The organism is Arthrobacter sp. NPDC058130 (genome assembly GCF_042884475.1).
In the GTDB taxonomy this organism is placed as follows: domain Bacteria; phylum Actinomycetota; class Actinomycetes; order Actinomycetales; family Micrococcaceae; genus Arthrobacter.
The window spans coordinates 465,097-481,629 of record NZ_JBHVTV010000001.1; the positions used below are offsets into that span (position 1 = coordinate 465,097).

Here is a 16,533-nt window from a genome sequence, read left to right on the forward strand (position 1 = left end):
AGGCCCCCTCCGAACCCGCTTCGTGCGCTGTCCGCGGCCTGGGATAAACTTGAAGCCTTGGGTGTACCGCGGGTTCTCCGCGCCGTGACCCGTCCACAGCCGCAGCGAAAGTAGCATCGTGTCTCAAGAAGTCCTCAGCCCCGCCCGAGTCCAGGAGATTCACAAGCAGGCGGCCCGGCGCCGGACTTTCGCAGTCATTTCGCACCCCGACGCGGGCAAGTCCACCCTGACGGAGGCCCTCGCGCTGCACGCAAAGGTGATCGGCACAGCCGGCGCCTCCAGCGGCAAGGCCAACCGCAAGGAGACGGTCTCGGACTGGATGCAGATGGAAAAGGACCGCGGCATCTCCATCAGTTCCGCCGCGCTGCAGTTCGCCTACCGGGACACCGTCATCAACCTCCTGGATACCCCGGGACACGCGGACTTCTCCGAGGACACGTACCGCGTGCTGGCGGCTGTCGACTGCGCCGTGATGCTGGTCGACGCTGCGAAGGGCCTGGAAACCCAGACCATGAAGCTCTTCGAGGTCTGCAAGCAGCGCAACCTGCCCATCATCACGGTCATCAACAAGTGGGACCGGCCCGGCCTGGACGCCCTGGCCCTCATGGACGAGATCACCGAGCGCACCGGCCTGCAGCCGATGCCACTGACCTGGGCCGTGGGGATCTCCGGCGACTTCCGCGGTGTCTGGGACCTGCGCAATGACCGATTCGCGCAGTTCAAGCGCAACAACGCCGGCGCCAACATCGCCCTCACCGAGTACTTCACCCCCGACGAGGCCGCCGCCAGCCAGGGCGCCGACTGGGCCAACGCCGTGGACGAGGCCGGGCTGGTCATCGAATCGAACCTGGCATTCGACGTCGATGCCTTCCACGCCGGCCAGGCAACGCCGATCCTCTTCAGCTCGGCAGCCCTGAACTTCGGCGTGAAGGAAATCCTGGACGCCCTCGTCGACTTCGCACCGCCCGCTGCCCCGCGGCCCGACGTCGACGGCGACCCGCGCCCGGTCGATGCCCCGTTCGCCGGATTCGTGTTCAAGGTCCAGGCCGGCATGAACAAGGCCCACCGGGACCACGTTGCCTTCATCCGGGTCTGCTCCGGCATGTTCGAACGCGGCATGGTGGTCACCCAGGGGCGGACCGGGAAATCCTTTGCCACCAAGTACGCCCAGCAGGTCTTCGGCCGCGAACGCGAAGTGATCGACGAGGCCTTCCCCGGCGACGTCGTGGGCCTCGTGAATGCCTCCTCGCTCCGGGTGGGGGACAGCCTGTTCCTGGACCAGCCGGTGGAGTTCCCCGCGATCCCGCTGTTCGCCCCGGAACACTTCCAAGTGGCCCGCTCCAAGGACCCCAGCCGGTTCAAGCAGTTCCGCCGCGGCATCGAACAGCTCGAGCATGAGGGCGTCATCCAAGTGCTGCGCTCCGACATCCGCGGCGACCAGGCGCCCGTACTTGCCGCCGTCGGACCCATGCAGTTCGAGGTGGTCGAAGACCGGATGGCGCATGACTTCAGCGCCCCGATGCGGCTGGAACGGCTCCCGTATTCCATGGCCCGGATCTCCACCGTCGACGCCATGCCGGCGCTGGCCAACGTCCCCGGCGCCGAGGTCCTCTTGCGGTCCGACGGCGAATACCTGGCCCTGTTCAACGACGTCTGGGCCCTTCGCCGGATCGAAAAGAACCACCCCGACCTCACCCTGGTGCCGATCGGCACCCACAACCCCGCAAAATAGCGGCAAGGCGCCGTCCGGGGCCGTATGCCGCCGGCGGTCCTAGCGCCGGCCGGCGTGCAGGGCCAGTTCGAGTTCGAAGCGCGCGATTGGATCCTCAAGGGCGTCGCCGAATAGCTCTCGCAGCTGCGCCGCCCGGTAGCCCACGGTCTGCGGATGGATCCCGAGTTCGGCGGCAACCGGCGCCCGCTGGCCCCAGTGGCGCAGCCACGAGAGCAGGGTCTCGGCGAGCCGCTCGCGTTGCGCGGGCCGGAGTCCTTCCAGGGGAGCCAGCCGCCGGTTGGCCAGTTCGGTGATGGCCGAGGGCTCCGCTCCGAGAATCACCTGGGCCAGGTGCTCGTCGGCCCAGATGGGAGGATCCTCAGGGTCCTCGCGCGGAGGCAGCGCCGCGGCCGCCAGCACGGCCAGGCGCAGTGAATCCGGAACCTTCTCCCAGCCGCCGGACGGACCCACGGAAGCGCCCCGGCCCTTAAGGGCGCGGTCCAGCTCTTCCCGGGCGGACCGGGACTTCCGCGCCGGCACCAAGGCCACCACGTCGGTTTCACGCTCAATCACCAGGGCTCCGGGGCCGAGGCGCAGCCGCAGGCCGGCGGCCCGGTCCAGCGGCAGCGTCACCACCGCCATGCGCGGCGGCAGGGACCAGTCCGCCATTGCCGCCGTCTGGCGCAGCGCCGCCTCGTCGGCCTGGCCGAGCAGGAGCAGGTCCAGCAGTTCCGTGCGCCGCCGGTCCACCGCCCCGGCGCGCTCGGACTGTTCAAAGGCATAGGCCTCGGCGCTGACCGCCGAGAGCTCATCGATGTAAGCCAGGATCGACTCGCCCAAGTCCACCACGACCCCCTGGCCCAAATGGTGTTCCACCGAGACCTTGGACATTTCCCGGAAGGTCACGCGGGCACCCATCCGGTAGGCACTCAGGAGCGCGTCCATGCTCCGCCCCTGCCGGAACTCGCCGCTGCCCAGCCCGGCCACCAGCTCACGGCTTTCCTCGGACAACGCCGGCAGCCGGGTCCCTGGCAGCTGGAGGAACCGGTCCAGCGCCGCGGCCACGCCTCTTCTCAGGCCCCGGCCGAAACGCCCCTCAATCGGCCTGGCATAGGCGGGAACGAGCTGGGGGACCGCCTCGATGATGGCCTCGACGATGCCGGGCATCCTGGGACGGAGCATGTCGCTGACCTCCCGGGGCAGGGCCAGCCACGGAGGATCGTAGGCGGGGGCGGGGCCAGCGCCCTCCCGGGCGGGGGATGCGTTCATAGGCAGTCCGTTGAGTTGTTGCGGTGGGATAGTTTTGTTAAGTCGATCGTATGCCTTGCGTGAAGAAGTATGGCGCAAACTGACATAAGGTTGTTAGATGATCCGGCTCCGTAAGCTGGCGCGCGCCGCATCTCTACTGACCACCCCATTAGCTCCAGAAGACATTCTGTCGCTGTTCAATCCTGTGTTTTCCGCCCGCCAATTGCGCGGCGTGGTCACCAGGGTGGTTCCAGAAACGGCCGACTCCGCCACCATTTTCTTCCGTCCCGGCCGCGGCTGGCAAGCGCACCTTGCCGGCCAGTGGGCCCGTATCGGCGTCGAACTCGACGGCGTCCGCCACTGGCGGTCCTATTCGCTCAGCGCCCCCGCGGGGCAGGACCCGGCCATCACGGTTTCCGACATGGGCGCCGTCTCCGCGGCCCTCGTGCGCGGCACCAAACCCGGTGATGTCCTGTTCCTTGCTCCTCCGCAGGGCGACTTTGTCTTGCCGGAACACCCGCGCCCGCTGCTCATGCTCACGGCGGGCAGCGGAATCACCCCGGTGATGTCGATGATCCGCACCCTCGTACCGCACCGTCCCGACGCCGACGTCGTGCTCATCCACACCGCCCGCTCCGCCGCGGACGCCATCTTCCGTGAAGAACTCGCCGAGCTCGCCGATCAATTCCCCAACTTCCGGGTAACGCACTGGTTCACCGGCGACCGGGGACGGCTGGACTTCACCTCCGTCGATGACCTGGACCGGCTGTGCCCGGACTGGCGCCAGCGCGCCGCCTACGCGTGCGGCCCTGAAGACTTCCTCAACGACACTGAGGCGCTCTGGGAGGCGGTAGGCGAGGTGGAACTGCCGGAGGCGGCCACCCCGGCAGGCTCCCTGACCATCGAGCGCTTCAGCACCAGCCTCGCCGGCGGTGCCGGACACGACGGCGGACTGGTCACGTTCGAGGCCTCCGACCGCGAAGTCGAGGCCGACGGCGACACCCCGCTGCTCGATGTCGGCGAGGACGCCGGCGTCCTGATGCCCAGCGGCTGCCGCATGGGCATCTGCCACAGCTGCCTCATTCCGCTGCGGGCCGGCCATGTCCGCGACCTGCGCACCGGCGAAGTCCACGGCGAACCGGGCCAACTAATCCAGACGTGCGTGTCGGCAGCCGCCGGCCCCGTTAACCTCGACCTCTGAGGAGTATCACCGCATGACGATTGTTTCCAGCAAACCGGATCTGTCCGACGCCGACACCGCCGTCGCCCCAGCAAAAGTGGGCACGGCCGCGAAGACGCGTCCCGGCGCCCTCGCCGAAACCGGCAGCCCGCTGATGCGCCCGCCCGCCGCCGCCCACCTCTCCGACGAGCAGGTGGCAGAGCTGGGGCGCGAACTCGACGCCATCAAGGACGACATCCTCGCCAAGCGCGGCGCGTCGGACGCCGCCTACATCCGCCGGATGATCAAGATCCAGCGCGGCCTGGAGCTTTCCGGCCGTGCCCTGCTCCTGATGGGGCGCAAGAAGCCCGCCTGGATCGCCGGCACCACTCTTCTGAGCTTCGCCAAGATCCTGGAAAACATGGAACTCGGGCACAACATCCTGCATGGGCAGTGGGACTGGATGCGGGACCCGGACATCCACTCCACCACGTGGGAATGGGACTTCGTGACCCCCGCACGGTCCTGGCAGCACACCCACAATGATCTTCACCACCGCTGGACGAATGTGGTGGGCAAGGACAACGACATCGGATACAACCTGCTGCGGATGGATCCGGAGCAGGAATGGACGCCGTTCAACATCGGCAACCCGCTCTACAACGCTCTGCTGGCGCCGGTCTTCGAGTGGGGCATCGCGATCTATGACCTCGAACTCGTGGACTACAAGGAAGGCCGGAAGTCCAAGGAAGCCCTGACCAAGGACTTGAAGGCCCTCGGCCGGAAGGCCCTGAAGCAGTTCACCAAGGACTATGCCGCCACGCCCGCCGTCGCCATGCTGACCGGGTCCGGCAAGCAGGCCCTCTATGGCACCCTGACCGCCAACGCCGTTCGCAACGTGTGGGCGCACGCGGTGATCTTCTGCGGCCACTTCCCCGAAGGCACTGACACCTTCACCGAGGAAATGGTGGAAGGCGAGACCCGCGGCGACTGGTACGTGCGCCAGATGATCGGCTCGGCCAACATCTCCGGCTCCAAGTTCATGCACCTCATGTCCGGCAACCTCTCGCACCAGATCGAGCACCACCTGTTCCCGGACCTGCCCTCGAACCGCTACGCGGAGGTGGCGCCGAAGGTGCAGGAAATCTGCAAGCGCTATGGGCTGCCGTACACCACGGGCCCGCTGCTGAAGCAGGTCGGCTCCACGTGGGGCAAGATCTTCAAGCTGGCCCTGCCGCCGAAGACGGCCTAGCTAACAGCCCGACGACCGGGCCAAACTTCATGGCCTCGACGCCTGGCGTTTGAATGATTGACAAAGGGGCGCCTGCCATTGCGGCAGGCGCCCCTTTGCGTCGTCCAGGACGCGCCGTCCCGGACGGGTTCAGGGCTTGGCCGCCACACCAAGAACGTGGGCCAGCCGCGGGTTGCCGGGCAGTGCCGAAAAGCCGAAGCGTTCGAGGCCGTGCACATTGAGGCCGGCCCCGGCGATCATGGCGGCGGTGTCGCGGTTCGGATGGCACCCGCCCGCCACCCGGGTCCACAGCGGCGTGAGGAGATCCTCGGCGGCCGCCAGCACGCGGTGCCGGGAGCGGACGTGTTCATAGAACAGCAGCGAGCCGCCGGGGCGCAGGACCCGGACTATCTCCGCCAGGGCGACGGACTGGTCCGCCACGCTGCACAGCACCAAACTGGACACGACGACGTCCACAGAGGCGTCCGAGGCCGGCAGTGCTTCGGCCGCGCCGTCTTTCACGGTGACAGGCACCGGTGCCTTGGCGGCGGCGGCGCCGGCCAGCCCCCGGAGAGTGGGGTCCGGTTCAAGGGCCAGCACAGAAGCCACCGCGGCAGGGTAGAACGGGAAGGTGGCCCCGTATCCAGCCCCGATTTCGACGACGACGCCGTAGGCCGGTTCCACGAGCCGCCGGCGGTGCTCCGTTGCCCCGCGGGCATCCATCCGCGGACCCACCCGCGCATAGGCTCTCCCGAATGTTGGCGTGTGGGGGCTGGTCTCCGGCATGGGGGCTCCTTCCGTTCAGCTGGCCGCGGCCGGATCAAGGTTGAGCCTGCGCAGCAGCTGCGCGTTCAGGGCAACCACTATGGTCGAGGCCGACATCATCAGCGCGCCCGCGGCGGGGGAGAGGACCACCCCGGCGAAGGCGAGGACGCCGGCCGCCAGCGGCACCGAAATGATGTTGTATCCGGTGGCCCAGACAAGGTTCTGCCACATCTTCCGGTAGCTCGCCCTGGACAGCTCGAGCAGCGACAGCACGGCCCGGGGATCGTCGCCGGCCAGGACCACGCCAGCCGATTCCACCGCCACATCCGTGCCCCCGCCAATCGCGATCCCCACCTCCGCGCGGGCCAGGGCCGGGGAGTCGTTGACGCCGTCGCCTACCATGGCCACCTTCAGTCCGCGGCCCTGCAGCTCCGCGACTTTCTTGTCTTTGTCGGCCGGGAGGACCTCGGCGAACACTTCATCGATGTTGAGCTCGGCGGCGACGGCGCCCGCCACCTGCCGGGCGTCGCCGGTGACCATGGCAACCGTGATGCCGCGTGCCTGGAGGGCACGGACGGCCTGGCGCGACTCGGGCCGCACGGAATCCTCCAGGCTGACCGCGCCCACTACAGCTCCGCCGTCCACCACATGAAGCACGGCCGCGCCGCGCGCCAGCCAGTCGCCGGTGGCGGCAGCCAGCTTCTCCGGTTCCGGCAGGCCGAGTTCCCTGAGCAGGGCCGGGCCGCCCACGTGAACTACCCGGCCATCGACCGTGGCCCGGGCTCCGCGGCCTGTCAGCGCGGTGAACCCCTCCGCCGTCGGGATCCCCAGACCCCGCTCCCGGGCCGCGGCAACGATCGAGCGGGCCGCCGGATGTTCGCTGTCCGCCTCTACGGCGGCGGCGAGGGCCAGCACTGCGTCCCGGCCGGAGGCTCTGTCCGTCCCTATGCCTGCGGACGCGGCGATTTCCTTTAGTTCGGGCTTGCCCCTGGTCAGGGTTCCGGTCTTGTCGAACAGCACGACGTCGACCGTGCGCATGCGCTCCAGCGCCATCCGGTTCTTGATCAGGACACCGGCCCGGGCGGCCCGCTCCGTGGAGATGGCGATGACGAGCGGGATGGCGAGCCCCAGGGCGTGGGGGCAAGCGATCACGAGGACCGTCACGGTGCGGGTGACGGCCTCGGTGACGCTGCCCATCAGGGTCCAGGCGATGAAGGTCAGGGCGCCGGTGCCTGCGGCGAAGTAGAAGAGGAACGCAGCAGCCCTGTCGGCCAGGGCCTGGGCCCGGGAGGAGGATGCCTGCGCCTCTGCCACGAGGCGCTGGATCCCGGCCAGGGCGGTGTCCTCGCCGATGGCTGAGACCCGGACCCGCACGGAGTTGTCCGTGGCGATGGTACCGGCCACCACAGGATCACCCGGTGACCGCAGGACCGTTCTCGACTCGCCGGTGATCATCGATTCGTCGAACTCCGCCCGGCCGTCGCTGACCGTGCCGTCCGCCGGCATCCGTCCGCCGGGGCGGACCAGGATGGTGTCTCCGGCGCGGAGCAGGGAGACGCTGACGGTCTCCGTGCCCGTGCCAGTGCCAGTGCCGGTGACGCGTTCCGCCTCATCGGGCAGCAGCGCCGCCAGTGCGTCCAGTGCGCCCTGCGCCGAACCGAGGGCCCGCATCTCGAGCCAGTGGCCCAGCAGCATGATCGGAACGAGCAGCGCCAGCTCCCACCAGAAGTCGAGGTCGAAGCCGCCAAGGCCCAGGCTGGTCACCCATGAGGCAATGAACGCCACGCTAATGGCCATGGCGATCAGCAGCATCATCCCGGGCTTGCGTGTCCTCAGTTCGTTGAGGCCGCCCCTGATGAACGGCTGGCCGCCGTAGATGAAGATCGCCGTGCCGAACACGGGCGGAATCCAGGCAGAGCCCGGAAACACCGGCGGCTGGTAGCCCAGGAGCTCCGCGAACATGGGGCTGAAGAAGACCACGGGAACGGCCAGGACCACTGTCAGCCAGAACCTGTCCCTGAACATCGCGACGCTGTGCCCGGCATGCTGGCCGTGGCTGTGGACCACGTGATCATCCCTGGCGGGGCCGGCAGTGGAGGCTGCCGCGGGACCGGCAGGATGCCCTGCCTGGCCGCCGTGCAGCGTCCCGTGAGTGCCCTGATGGCCGGGGCCCTGAGTCCCGATGCTGTGATTCCCGGTGCCGGGGTCCATGCCCGGACCGAGGTCTCGACTGCTGTGCCGGTGGTCCATGGTGTGCGCTCCTGAAGGATGGCCAGTCATGTACAGGATCACCAAGATACCCCCTGGGGGTATTGTGCACAAGAGGGTGCGGCTTCAGCGAACCTCCGCGCCCGTCAGGCGGGCCGTCAGCTGATCAGCAGTCCCAGGGCCTCGGCAAGGTGGCCCACCTCGCGGACCGAGAACCCGGCGGGAACCGGGCCGTGCCCGTTGGGGCTGGCCGGCACCACGGCGTGGGTGAAGCCAAGCCGGTGCGCCTCCTGGATGCGCTGGTTGATGCCGGGCACCGGACGGACTTCGCCGGCCAGGCCCACCTCGCCGAAGGCAATGAGCCGCTGGGGGAGCGGCTTCTTGGCCTTGGCGGACGCCACCGCCAGGGCCACAGCGAGGTCGGTGGCGGGTTCGCTGAGCTTCACCCCGCCAACCGTGGCCACGTACGAGTCGTCCTTATTCAGCAGGCAGCCGGCGCGCTGCTGCAGCACGGCCAGCAGCATCGCCACACGCGAGCTGTCCAGCCCGCTGGTGGCACGGCGGGGCTGGGAACTGGCGCTCTCGGCGAGCAGCGACTGGACCTCGGCCAGCAGCGGCCTGCGGCCCTCCAGCGTGACCGTGATGCACGTTCCGGAAACGGGCTCCTTGGTGCGCGAGACGAACAGTCCACTGGGGTCCGCGAGGCCGGCGATGCCGTCCTCGTTCAAATCGAAGCAGCCGACGTCGTCGGTAGGCCCGTAGCGGTTCTTGACGGCGCGCAGCAGCCGCAGCCGCGAATGCCGTTCGCCCTCGAACTGGCAGACGACGTCCACGAGGTGCTCCAGGAGCCGGGGCCCGGCGATCGAACCGTCCTTGGTCACGTGCCCGACCAGCAGCGTTGTCATGTTGCGGCGCTTGGCCGCGGCGATCAGGGAGGCCGCGACCTCCCGCACCTGGGACACCCCTCCGGCGCTGCCCTCGACGTCGGCGCTGCTGAGGGTCTGGACGGAGTCCACCACCAGCAGCCGCGGCTCCAGCTTCTCCACCTGCCCCAGGGCCTGCCCGAGGTCCGTTTCGGCGGAGAGGTACAGGGACTCTGCCACGGCGTCGATCCGGTCCGCGCGCAGCTTGACCTGGGCGGCGGATTCCTCGCCGGTGATGTAGAGGACGTCCTGCGCGGTGCGGGCGAACTTGGCCGCGACATCCAGCAGGAGTGTGGACTTGCCCACCCCGGGTTCGCCGGCGAGCAGGATGACGGCGCCGGGCACCAGCCCGCCGCCGAGCACGCGGTCCAGTTCATCCACGCCGGTGGGCAGGAAAGCCGCGGTGGTGGCATCGACGTCGGCGATCCGGCGGGCCGGTTCAAGGACTGTTGTGGCCGCCGTCGTCCGGGCAACCGCGGCGCCGGTCTCCTCAACACTGCCCCAGGCCTGGCACTCGCCGCAGCGGCCCACCCACTTGACCGTGGTCCAGCCGCATTCGGCGCATTTGTAGCCGGGCGCCTTGGGCCCCCGGGAAGTCTTCGTAGCCATTGGTCCACACTATCGGGGGCCGGCGACAACGAAGCGCGCCGGCGGGCTCTGTGGGCCGGGCCGCCGGCCGCTGCGGCGGCTACAGCGGGGGAAGGATGTCCCGGGCTTCCTTGGAATCCACGCCGGCGGCCTCGAGCAGGTCCACCATGAGCGGGCGGAACAGCATGACCACCGTTTCGCCCTCGAGCAGCTGGACCCCCAGCATTCTCGGATGCAGGCGGACGGCAATCTCCCGCAATTCGGCCCGGGCGGTCCGCAGGTGGGCGCGGCGGGCGCCGTCGTGCACTTCCGCCAGGCCCAGCGACAGCTCGTCGACGGCGGCGGCCGTCTCCTGCAGGACCTCGGCGATGTTCTGGGTGGCCTCGTCCGAGAGCGCCGCATGGTTGATGGCGCTGGTCAGGCGCCGCGCAAAGACCCGGCTGTTGCGCAGCGCGAGGTCGATGTAGTCCAGTGACTGCTCCATCTGGTCCAGCTCTTCCCGGTGCCGCCGGTAGGCCGGGGCCAGGGTGGCCACCTCGCCGGAGGCCCGCAGCGTCTGGCGCATGGCATCGACGAGGGGCTGGCAGTTCCGCCCCCGGATGAGGGCATGCCAGGCCTGGGTGGAATCGCTGTAGCTTAGCGCCGAGGCGCATTCCCGCAGCACCTCGGCGAGCTCGTGGAGCAGCTTTTTGACGTCATTGCGGGGTTCACGCCGGGGATCCTTGGGAACCAGGATGGTCATCAGCAGCGCAAACACCCCGCCCACCACGGCGTCGATGCTGCGGGTGAATGGGCCGCCGATCGGCGCGGGCAGGAGCACCACGAGCACGGACTGCAGGCCCAGCTGGGTGGTGAAGATGGTGCCGCTGTCCAGGAACCTGGCCAGCAGGATGGAGAAAAGGAGAACGACGGCGGCCTGCCAGATTCCGGAGCCCAGCCAGTGCAGCAGCAAGTCGCCGACCACGATGCCGAGCGTGCAGCCCAGGCCCACCTCGATGACGCGGCGCAGCCTGGGGTCGCGGGAAAAGCCGAGGGCAATCAGGGATGACGTGGCCGCAAACAACGGCCCGTTGTGGCCCAGGACGTATTCGGCGAACGCGTAGGCGCCCACGGCGCAAGTGGTCATCTGGATGGCCGGACCCAGGGAGTTGCGGCTCCGGACAAAGCCGGTGCGGACCCGTCCGCGCAGGAATCGTGCGCTTGCGGAGAATCCAGTCGCGGAGGCCATGTCCTCCAGTCTATTTGCTGCCCCCGGGGCGGCCGGCACCACCCGGCTCCACCGATACGACTGTGACCCACAGAACACAATGGCTCCCCGGCAGATGTAAGCCAATGGCCCGGCGTCGTTAACCGGCCGTTCACTTTGGTCCGCAATTCTCTTCACCTGGGCCACCTACCGTCGGTAAAGGTACAAATCCGTACGCATCCTTAGCTGGCCTTCTCCGGCCCAGCACGCAAAGCCCTGAAAGGGGTACATCTAAGTGAAGGCTCTCCGCTTCGGCCGCAACGCGGCTATCGCTGTTATCGCCGCCGGCGCACTCGCGCTGACCGCTTGCGGTTCGGACAACGCAACCAACACGGCCCAGACCGCGGCGCCGTCCGCGTCCGGCCCCAAGGTCACCGGCACTCTGACCGGTATCGGCTCTTCCGCCCAGGGCGCAGCCATGGATGTCTGGAAGACCAACTTCGCTACTGCGAACCAGGGCGCCACTGTGCAGTACTCACCGGACGGTTCCGGCGCCGGGCGCAAGGCGATCCTCGACGGCTCGGCTCAGTTCGCCGGCTCCGACGCCTACCTCAAGGATGACGAGCTCGCCAGCTCCAAGGACAAGTGCGGCGCCGACGGCGCCCTCGACATCCCGGTCTACATTTCCCCGATCGCCGTGGCCTTCAACCTGCCGGGCATCACGGACCTGAAGCTTGACGCTGCCACCGTCGCCAAGATCTTCCGCGGCGAGATCGCCAACTGGAACGACCCCGCCATCGCGGCCCTGAACCCGGACGCCAAGCTTCCGGACCTCAAGGTCACCCCGGTGAACCGCTCGGATGACTCCGGCACCACCTCCAACTTCACCGACTACCTGTCCGCCGTCGCCCCCGAGGTTTGGACCGACAAGGCCGCTGGCATCTGGCCTGCAAGCCTGAAGGGCGAGAACGCCAAGGGCACATCCGGCGTCGTCAAGACCGTCACCGACACCCCCGGCGCGGTCACCTACGCCGACGACTCGGCTGTGAGCGGCAAGCTCGGCACGGCACAGATCAAGGTCGGAGACTCCTTCACCAAGATCTCCGCCGACGCTGCCGCCAAGGCTGTCGACGCCGGCAAGCCGGTTGAGGGCCGCAACGCCAACGACCTCGCCATCAAGCTGGACCGCACCACCACCATCGCGGGCGCCTACCCGATCGTCCTGGTGTCCTACCACATCGTCTGCAGCACCTACGACACGCAGGCCACCGCTGACCTGGTCAAGGCCTTCGTCAAGTACGCAGCCTCCGACGCCGGCCAGCAGGCCGCCGCCGACGCCGCCAAGTCGGCGCCGCTGTCCAAGACCCTCCAGGACAAGGCAATCGCTGCCGTCGACACCGTCAAGGCCAAGGCCTAGGGATAACGCTGCATCGCGAGGCATAGTGGAAACACGAGCCTGATCAAGGTTCCCTGCATCATGGCGGCCGTCACCGGCGGCCGCCATGGAGCAGGGAACCGACGCGTTTGTTCCAAACACCAAGATTTGCCGGACACCGGCCGCGGAGGCCTCCGCAGCCGGCACCCGGATCCCTATCCAAACCGAAGGACCGTGAAGTGACCACCACCTCCCTGACCAAGTCCCGGGGCGCAGGCCACACCGGCGACAAAGTCTTTTCCGCAGCCGCCTTGGCGGCAGGGTGTCTGATCCTCGTCGTGCTCTTCGGCGTGGCACTGTTCCTGGTCATCCAGGCGTTCCCGGCCCTCGTGGCTTCGCCGGACAAGATCCAGGGCGGCGAAGGATTCTTCACCTACATCTGGCCGCTCGTCATCGGCACCCTCATCGCCTCGGTGATCGCACTGATGATCGCGACGCCCATCGCGATCGGCGTCGCGCTGTTCATTTCGCACTTCGCCCCGCGTAAGCTCGCCTCCGGACTGGGCTACGTGATTGACCTGCTCGCCGCGATCCCTTCCGTGGTCTACGGTGCCTGGGGTGTTGCGTTCCTCGCCAAGGAAATCTCCCCGGCCTACAACTGGCTGGCCAACAACATGGGCTGGCTGCCGATCTTCCAAGGTCCCGCCTCGGCCACGGGAAAGACCATCCTCACGGCCGGAATTGTCCTCGCCGTCATGGTCCTGCCGATCATCACCTCCCTAAGCCGCGAAATCTTCCTGCAGACCCCCAAGCTGCACGAAGAGGCCGCGCTGGCCCTCGGCGCCACCCGCTGGGAGATGATCCGGATGACCGTCCTGCCGTTCGGCCGGCCCGGAGTCATCAGCGCCGTGATGCTCGGACTCGGCCGGGCCCTCGGCGAGACCATGGCCGTGGCGCTGGTCTTGTCCTCCGGAGCCCTGACTGCCAGCCTGATCCAGAGCGGGAACCAGACCATTGCTGCCGAAATCGCCCTGAACTTCCCCGAGGCCAGCGGACTGAAGGTCAGCACGCTGATCGCCGCCGGCCTGGTGCTGTTCGTCATCACCCTCGGCGTGAACATGATCGCCCGCGGGATCATCACCCGGCACAAAGAATTCTCGGGAGCCAACTAAATGACCTCCACCCTGACCCCGGTACGCAAACGCTCGGCACTGACCAAAGGGCAGTTGCCCAAGGCCGCGCCGTACATTGTCCTCGCCGTTGCCCTGGTCCTTGGCGCGGCGATCCTGGCCCTGATTGGTTTCAACGCCTTCGGCTGGGGGATCGTCTCCGGCATCCTCTTTGCCGCCGGACTGGTGGGCTGGAGCCTTGTTGTCGAAGGCGCCCGCAAGGCCAAGGACAAGCTGGCCACCTGCCTGGTGGTGGGAGCCTTCCTGGTTGCCCTGCTGCCCCTGTTTTCGGTGATCTGGACGGTGCTGGTCAACGGGCTCCCCGGACTCCTGGACCCCGGGTTCCTCACCACCTCCATGAACGGCGTCACCGGCGCCTTCGACAACAAGACCGTCGAGGAAGGTGCCCCCTTGCTGGGCGGCATCTACCACGCGCTCATGGGCACCCTGCTGATCACGGTGCTCGCCACCCTCATCTCGGTCCCGGTGGGCCTGCTGACCGCGATCTACCTCGTGGAATACGGCGAGGACCGTGCGCTGGCCCGGGCCATCACCTTCTTCGTGGACGTGATGACCGGCATCCCCTCTATTGTCGCGGGCCTGTTTGCCGCCGCCGCCTTCTTTGCGCTGGTCGGCCCGGGCACCAAGACGGGCGCCGTCGCCGCCGTCGCGCTCTCTGTACTCATGATCCCGGTGGTGGTCCGCTCCAGCGAGGAAATGCTCAAGATCGTGCCCAACGAGCTCCGCGAGGCCGCCTACGCCCTCGGCGTCCGCAAGTGGCGGACCATCCTCAAAGTGGTCCTGCCGACGGCGATCTCCGGCATCGCGTCCGGCATCACCCTGGCGATCGCCCGCGTGATCGGTGAAACCGCGCCGATCCTGGTCACCGCCGGGTTCGCGACCACCATCAACACCAACGTGTTCAGCGGCTGGATGGCCTCGCTGCCGACGTTCATCTACACCCAGATCCTGAACCCCACCTCGCCGTCCAACCCGGATCCGTCTTCCGAACGGGCCTGGGGCGCGGCCCTGGTGCTCATCATCCTGGTGATGCTGCTCAACCTCGGCGCCCGCCTGATCGCCCGCGTCTTCGCCCCCAAGAACGGCCGCTAGGCTACCGCCGCGCCCGCCGCTCAAACCTCCAGCAAGTGAAGGAACACCATGTCTAAGCGCATCGACGTCAAAGACCTGAACGTCTATTACAGCAAATTCCTGGCCGTCGAAGGCGTCAACATCAACATCGACGCCAAGTCCGTCACGGCCTTCATCGGCCCGTCGGGCTGCGGCAAATCCACCTTCTTGCGCACCCTGAACCGGATGCACGAGGTCATTCCCGGGGCAACGGTTGAGGGCGAGGTGCTGCTGGACGGGGACAACCTGTACGGCCCCGGCGTCGATCCTGTCACCGTGCGTTCGCAGATCGGCATGGTGTTCCAGCGCCCCAACCCGTTCCCCACCATGTCCATCCGGGACAACGTGCTGGCCGGCGTGAAGCTGAACAACAAGAAGATCTCCAAGGGCGAGGCCGACGTGCTGGTCGAGCGGTCCCTGCAGGGGGCGAACCTGTGGAACGAGGTCAAGGACCGCCTGTCCAAGCCCGGCTCCGGCCTCTCCGGTGGCCAGCAGCAGCGCCTGTGCATCGCCCGGGCGATAGCCGTGGAGCCCCAGGTGATCCTCATGGACGAGCCCTGCTCCGCCCTGGACCCGATCTCGACGCTGGCCATTGAGGACCTCATCAACGAGCTCAAGGACCAGTACACGGTGGTGATCGTGACGCACAACATGCAGCAGGCGGCCCGCGTGTCGGACAAGACGGCCTTTTTCAACATCGCCGGTACCGGCAAGCCGGGCAAGCTGATCGAGTTCGGTGACACTCCGACGATCTTCAGCAACCCGACCGAGAAGGCCACCGAGGACTACGTCTCCGGCCGCTTCGGATAACCGCAAATCCCTTACAGGCCGGCCACCGGCGAGAGCGCCAGCTGAAGCACGAACGCTGCGGCGGCGGTGGCCAGCGGGGTCAGGGCCCAGAACGCCAGGATGCGGATCACCAGCCGGCGGTCGGTGCCCGAAAAGCACTGGTTGGCGCCGGCCCCCAGTGTTGCCGCCGTCACCGTGTTTGTCGTGGAGACGGGCCAGTGCAGCCCGATCGCACCCACGAGCAGCATCACCGAACTGTACATCTGCGCGACGAATCCGCGCAGGGGGTCGATCCGGGTCAGCCGGTAGCCGACGGTGTAGGAAATCCGCCAGCCGCCCGCCAGGGTCCCGGCCGCCAGCAGGACGGCCGTCATCACGGCCACCCACACCGGCACGGAGCCGCCGTCGGAGAGCCCCGCCGCCAGCAGTGCCAGGATCACCACCGCACTGGTGCGCTGGCCGTCCTGCAACCCGTGGCCGAAGGCGACGGCGCCGGCCGCAATGGCCTGGGCCCGCCGGGACCGGGTGTTGACGACATTCGGCGGCGTGTAGCGGGCGGCCCAGCTGGCAGGCCAGACCAGCAGGAACGACCCGACGTACGCGATCACCGGAGAGACCAGCAGCGGGAGCGCCACCTGGTACAGGAGCGAGGCGTCAACGCCGGTGACGGGGTTACCGCCGACGGCGACGCTCGCAACGCCTGCCCCCGCGAGCCCGCCGACCAGGGCGTGCGTGGAGGAGGCCGGGATGCCGCGCCACCACATATAGATGCCCCAGAGGATGGCGCTCACCAGCGCGGCGAGCAGAATCGTCAGGCCGTTCGTACCCGACGGCAGCGTCAACCACGCCTGGCTGACGGCCAGCGCCAGGGCGGCGCTCAGTCCGGCGCCGATGAAGTTGAACAGGCTGGCCAGCAGTACCGCCACCGTTGGGGTCAGCGCCCGCGTCCGCACGGCCAGCGCCACCGACGAGGACGCGTCCCTGAAGCCGTTGAGGAATGCGAAGGCCCCGGCGCAGAGCAGCACCAGGGCAAGGAAGAACAGCACCACG

General features: G+C 68.1%; 13 protein-coding genes. 7 read left to right on the plus strand and 6 right to left on the minus strand.

Annotated features, from left to right (window positions below):
• Positions 1-118: 118 nt before the first annotated feature.
• Complete coding sequence (locus ACFVTM_RS02195) at positions 119-1,732, plus strand: peptide chain release factor 3 (RefSeq protein ID WP_390201700.1); 1,614 nt, start codon at positions 119-121, stop codon at positions 1,730-1,732.
• 39 nt (positions 1,733-1,771) lie between these two features.
• Here ACFVTM_RS02195 and ACFVTM_RS02200 read toward each other — a convergent pair whose 3' ends face one another.
• On the minus strand, positions 1,772-2,980 hold the full coding sequence (locus ACFVTM_RS02200; protein WP_390201701.1) for a helix-turn-helix domain-containing protein: 1,209 nt from the start codon (positions 2,978-2,980) through the stop codon (positions 1,772-1,774).
• A 97-nt stretch (positions 2,981-3,077) separates the two neighbouring features.
• Here ACFVTM_RS02200 and ACFVTM_RS02205 point away from each other — a divergent pair, with 97 nt between their 5' ends.
• Positions 3,078-4,160: a ferredoxin reductase gene (locus ACFVTM_RS02205; RefSeq protein ID WP_390201702.1), complete on the plus strand. Its 1,083-nt coding sequence runs from the start codon at positions 3,078-3,080 to the stop codon at positions 4,158-4,160.
• A gap of 13 nt (positions 4,161-4,173) precedes the next feature.
• Complete coding sequence (locus ACFVTM_RS02210; RefSeq protein ID WP_390201703.1) at positions 4,174-5,370, plus strand: fatty acid desaturase family protein; 1,197 nt, start codon at positions 4,174-4,176, stop codon at positions 5,368-5,370.
• 129 nt (positions 5,371-5,499) lie between these two features.
• Here ACFVTM_RS02210 and ACFVTM_RS02215 read toward each other — a convergent pair whose 3' ends face one another.
• From ACFVTM_RS02215 to ACFVTM_RS02230, 4 genes are all read right to left on the minus strand, one after another.
• Positions 5,500-6,135, minus strand: a complete 636-nt coding sequence (locus tag ACFVTM_RS02215) for a class I SAM-dependent methyltransferase (protein WP_390201704.1) — start codon at positions 6,133-6,135, stop codon at positions 5,500-5,502.
• A 15-nt stretch (positions 6,136-6,150) separates the two neighbouring features.
• Complete coding sequence (locus tag ACFVTM_RS02220; protein ID WP_390201705.1) at positions 6,151-8,364, minus strand: heavy metal translocating P-type ATPase; 2,214 nt, start codon at positions 8,362-8,364, stop codon at positions 6,151-6,153.
• Between the two features lie 116 nt (positions 8,365-8,480).
• Entirely contained in the window at positions 8,481-9,854 is a 1,374-nt protein-coding gene (gene radA, locus ACFVTM_RS02225; protein ID WP_390201706.1) for a DNA repair protein RadA, read from the minus strand.
• A gap of 79 nt (positions 9,855-9,933) precedes the next feature.
• A complete protein-coding gene (locus ACFVTM_RS02230) occupies positions 9,934-11,061 on the minus strand; it encodes an aromatic acid exporter family protein (protein ID WP_390201707.1) in 1,128 nt (375 codons plus the stop codon).
• Positions 11,062-11,314: 253 nt separating this feature from the next.
• On the opposite strand from ACFVTM_RS02230, the gene pstS reads away from it, so the two are divergent.
• The 4 genes from pstS to pstB all read left to right on the plus strand — a co-directional run bounded on the left by pstS (position 11,315) and on the right by pstB (position 15,504).
• A complete protein-coding gene (gene pstS / locus ACFVTM_RS02235; protein ID WP_390201708.1) occupies positions 11,315-12,436 on the plus strand; it encodes a phosphate ABC transporter substrate-binding protein PstS in 1,122 nt (373 codons plus the stop codon).
• 197 nt (positions 12,437-12,633) lie between these two features.
• Positions 12,634-13,566, plus strand: a complete 933-nt coding sequence (gene pstC, locus ACFVTM_RS02240; protein WP_390201709.1) for a phosphate ABC transporter permease subunit PstC — start codon at positions 12,634-12,636, stop codon at positions 13,564-13,566.
• Complete coding sequence (pstA, locus tag ACFVTM_RS02245; protein ID WP_390201710.1) at positions 13,567-14,676, plus strand: phosphate ABC transporter permease PstA; 1,110 nt, start codon at positions 13,567-13,569, stop codon at positions 14,674-14,676. It begins immediately after the preceding gene.
• Between the two features lie 48 nt (positions 14,677-14,724).
• Positions 14,725-15,504, plus strand: a complete 780-nt coding sequence (pstB, locus tag ACFVTM_RS02250; protein WP_390201711.1) for a phosphate ABC transporter ATP-binding protein PstB — start codon at positions 14,725-14,727, stop codon at positions 15,502-15,504.
• Between the two features lie 11 nt (positions 15,505-15,515).
• On the opposite strand, the gene ACFVTM_RS02255 is transcribed toward pstB, so the two are convergent.
• Positions 15,516-16,532: an anion permease gene (locus tag ACFVTM_RS02255; protein WP_390201712.1), complete on the minus strand. Its 1,017-nt coding sequence runs from the start codon at positions 16,530-16,532 to the stop codon at positions 15,516-15,518.
• Position 16,533: the final 1 nt, after the last annotated feature.

Excerpts from the sequence above, each read along its gene's own strand:
- ACFVTM_RS02200 (WP_390201701.1), bottom strand. The coding sequence starts at position 2,980 with ATGAACGCATCCCCCGCCCGGGAGGGCGCTGGCCCCGCCCCCGCCTAC.
- ACFVTM_RS02205 (WP_390201702.1), top strand. The coding sequence starts at position 3,078 with ATGATCCGGCTCCGTAAGCTGGCGCGCGCCGCATCTCTACTGACCACC.
- ACFVTM_RS02210 (WP_390201703.1), top strand. The coding sequence starts at position 4,174 with ATGACGATTGTTTCCAGCAAACCGGATCTGTCCGACGCCGACACCGCC.
- ACFVTM_RS02215 (WP_390201704.1), bottom strand. The coding sequence starts at position 6,135 with ATGCCGGAGACCAGCCCCCACACGCCAACATTCGGGAGAGCCTATGCG.
- ACFVTM_RS02220 (WP_390201705.1), bottom strand. The coding sequence starts at position 8,364 with ATGGACCACCGGCACAGCAGTCGAGACCTCGGTCCGGGCATGGACCCC.
- radA (WP_390201706.1), bottom strand. The coding sequence starts at position 9,854 with ATGGCTACGAAGACTTCCCGGGGGCCCAAGGCGCCCGGCTACAAATGC.
- ACFVTM_RS02230 (WP_390201707.1), bottom strand. The coding sequence starts at position 11,061 with ATGGCCTCCGCGACTGGATTCTCCGCAAGCGCACGATTCCTGCGCGGA.
- pstA (WP_390201710.1), top strand. The coding sequence starts at position 13,567 with ATGACCTCCACCCTGACCCCGGTACGCAAACGCTCGGCACTGACCAAA.
- pstB (WP_390201711.1), top strand. The coding sequence starts at position 14,725 with ATGTCTAAGCGCATCGACGTCAAAGACCTGAACGTCTATTACAGCAAA.